The organism is Stenotrophomonas sp. A3_2 (assembly GCF_036624925.1).
Lineage (GTDB): Bacteria > Pseudomonadota > Gammaproteobacteria > Xanthomonadales > Xanthomonadaceae > Stenotrophomonas > Stenotrophomonas hibiscicola.
On the sequence record NZ_JAZKVY010000285.1, the window covers coordinates 1 to 2928 of the forward strand.

General features: G+C 67.5%; 3 protein-coding genes. All 3 read right to left on the minus strand.

What is annotated here, in order from left to right; translation table 11 throughout:
* Positions 1 to 172 precede the first annotated feature (172 nt).
* Positions 173 to 1063, minus strand: coding sequence for an alpha/beta fold hydrolase (locus tag R5H29_RS13930; protein WP_171953253.1), 891 nt, complete (start codon positions 1061 to 1063; stop codon positions 173 to 175).
* A 140-nt stretch (positions 1064 to 1203) separates the two neighbouring features.
* Complete coding sequence (locus R5H29_RS13935; protein WP_014035559.1) at positions 1204 to 2220, minus strand: 3-oxoacyl-ACP synthase III; 1017 nt, start codon at positions 2218 to 2220, stop codon at positions 1204 to 1206.
* 103 nt (positions 2221 to 2323) lie between these two features.
* The gene (locus tag R5H29_RS13940; protein WP_005407628.1) at positions 2324 to 2641 is read right to left on the minus strand and encodes a DUF4156 domain-containing protein; all 318 of its coding nucleotides are present in this window, start codon (positions 2639 to 2641) and stop codon (positions 2324 to 2326) included.
* Between the last annotated feature and the right edge of the window lie 287 nt (positions 2642 to 2928).

The following is a 2928-nucleotide window of genomic DNA, read 5'->3' on the forward strand; positions in this document are numbered from 1 at the left end:
ACCGGACGACACCGCCAACAGCCCTGCCTCGCCGCCGCCGGCGCCGGCCGCCGCGTATTGGTTGTGCGGGCGGCGGGCCGGCACCCTCAACACCCCTCGGGGTTGGCCCACCCCCGGGCGGCACCCACCGGAAGAGGAAGGGGTGGATGCCGACCGTTGGTCGGCACACCGATCAGATCGGGTTGGCGTCCAGGAACGCGCGGATTTCCGGCACCAGCACCTCGTGCTTGTCCTCCAGCACGTAATGCCCGGCGTCCTCGAACGCATGTACCTGGGCCTTCGGCAGCGCGGCCTGGAAGCCCTTCAGGAAATGATGGTCGAACACGAAGTCGCGCAGGCCCCAGCCGAGAAAGGCGGGACGGTCGGCGAACGACGGCAGCGCCTTGCCGGCGCGTTCCAGCAGCGACCAGGCCTTGTCGGCCGGCGACAGCGGGATGTCCTGCATGAAACGGATGGTGCTGATGCGGTTGGCCCAGCTGTTGTACGGCGACACGTAGGCGCGGCGCACTTCGGCCGGCATCTTCCGCTCCACGCCCAGCCACGAGGCACCGGAGGAGAACGCGTTGAAGCTGCGGATGATCCACTCGCCGATCTTCCAGTGACGGCCCAGCGCGATCTGCCACGGCATCTTCTTCGCCGCCGGCATCGGGAACGCGGCGGTGTTGAGCACCACCAGGCGCTTGACCTGGTCGTGGTGCGACAGCGCCCAGCCGAAACCGATCATGCCGCCCCAGTCGTGCACGGCTAGGGTCACCGGTCCGGTGATGCCCAGGTGCTTGAGCAGCGCATCGAGGTCGTCCACGCGCGACTGCAGCGTGTACTCGTAGCGGCTGTCATCAGGCTTGTCCGACAGGCCCATGCCGATATGGTCCGGCACGATGCAGCGGTAGGTGTCCGACAGGCCGGCCACCAGCGTGCGCCAGTAATAGCTCCACGACGGATTGCCGTGCACCATCACCACTACCTCGCCGTCGCGCGGGCCTTCGTCGAGATAGTTCATCGACAGGCCCGGGCGCACTTCGAAGCGCTGCGGGTGGGCGGGGTAACCGGGAAGATCGCGCATGCGGAGCACCTTGGAAGAATCGCGGCGCGGTGTAGCGCCGAGCCATGCTCGGCGGCTCTCCGGTCAGGCCGCGGAAGAACCGCGCTGTGCGCGTGAGCCGAGCATGGCTCGGCTCTACAGGAGGTCGGGCAGCGGGCTGCTTACCAGACCACTTCAGCCATCGAACAGTTCAGGCCGGAACCAATGCCCAGAAGCGCGATGCGATCACCCTTCTTCAGCTTGCCCAGCTGCTTGAGCTTGCTCAGCACGATCGGCACCGAGGCCGGGCCGATGTTGCCGTGCTCGCCGAAGATGGTCATGACCTTCTTCGGATCGATGCCGAAGTTCTTGATGAACGCAGCGGTGTGCGGCTGGCTCACCTGGTGGATCACGAACTGGTCCAGCTCTTCCACGGCCCAGCCGAGTGCGATCTTGGCGGCGGTGAAGGTCTTCTGTGCCAGCTTGATGCCTTCGATCAGCAGCAGGCGGGTGTCGGTGACCATGCGGTCCAGGTTGCCCAGGCACAGCTGGTTCCACTCGGTCGCCGAGCGGGTGACGCCACCCTTGTAGCGCGGCGCGTCCGGCACCAGCTCCGAGCGCGCCATCACCATCGCGGCAGCACCCGAACCGGTGGTCAGGGCCGCCAGTTCGTTGCGGAAGTCGTCGGCGGTGACGTCCGGAGCGGTCATGCGCTCCAACGTCTTCTCGTACACCAGGTTGGCGGTCTCGCCATCCACCACCAGCGCGTAGTCGATGTCACCGCGCTCGATCATGCGCGCGGCGATATCCATGCCGTTGATGAAGGCCAGGCAGGCGTTGGCGACGTCGAAGGTCATGCATTCGTCGCTGACGCCAAGGTTGCCCGACACGATGGAGGCGGTGGACGGCTCCAGGTAGTCGCGGCTGACCGAGGTATTGACCAGCAGGCCCACCTGCGTCGCATCGATTCCAGCGTCTTCCAGCGCCTTGCGGCCGGCCATGGTGGCAGCGTCGGACGCCAGCACGCCGTTGTCCCACAGGCGGCGCGCGTGGATGCCGGCGATATCGCCGAGCACGTCGGTGCGGATGCCCAGGCGATCCAACGTCGGCTGCAGGCGTTCGTTGATTTCCTTGGTGGTCAGCGTATGCGGTGCGTCGACGTGTGCCAGGCCGGCGATCGAGACATTCTTGAAGAGCATCGAGGTTAGCGCCAAGGCTCAGGCAAAAGGGGGCGCTATTCTATAACCCCGGGGGCCTTCACCGCATCTTTACGAATTCAGCGCTGGCCGTATGGTGAAGCGTTCAGCGCGGTGGGCACTGGAACGCGGCGAAGCGCTGGCTGCCATCGGCCGGGGCCGCAGCGGCCTGCACGGCATTGGCACCTGCGCTCGGGGCCTCGTTGCGGGCCAGCGTTTCCAGCTCTTCCTGCACGCGCAGCGGGTTGCGGTTGTAGAAGCCGACCTTGCTCTTCACGGTGACGACCACTTCGCCCTTGGCGATGCAGCCAGCGGGAACGGGGCCTGCCGGCAGTACGCGGGTCGCCTTGCCGGCCGGTTCGATCGGCACCCAGGTACAGGCGGTGACGGTGAGCAGCAGGGAGGAAAGCAGCAGAACGCGCATGGGCAGATCCTGGAAGGGTATGGGGGGATTCTGCCTGAACAGCCTGAATCGGGGGTAGCCGGGGCGGAGCCCAGGTAGCGGCCGGGCCAGCCCCGCCGCGGCCCCACCCCGCGATGCGGGCCCGCCCCAAACCCCCCCGCCCGGCCCCCCGCCCCCCCCGGCCGTGCGGGCGCTGACCCGGGGGGAGGGGACCTTAAGCGATGCCGAAGGCACCCCGGTCAAGAAATACGGGAGGGGCCTCCCCGCCACGGGGGGCAGGTCTCCCGTGGTAGCGCCGGGCCATGCCC

What these genes read in the sequence shown, in the direction of transcription:
- R5H29_RS13930 (WP_171953253.1), bottom strand. Translation starts at nt 1,063, where the DNA reads ATGCGCGATCTTCCCGGTTACCCCGCCCACCCGCAGCGCTTCGAAGTG.
- R5H29_RS13935 (WP_014035559.1), bottom strand. Translation starts at nt 2,220, where the DNA reads ATGCTCTTCAAGAATGTCTCGATCGCCGGCCTGGCACACGTCGACGCA.
- R5H29_RS13940 (WP_005407628.1), bottom strand. Translation starts at nt 2,641, where the DNA reads ATGCGCGTTCTGCTGCTTTCCTCCCTGCTGCTCACCGTCACCGCCTGT.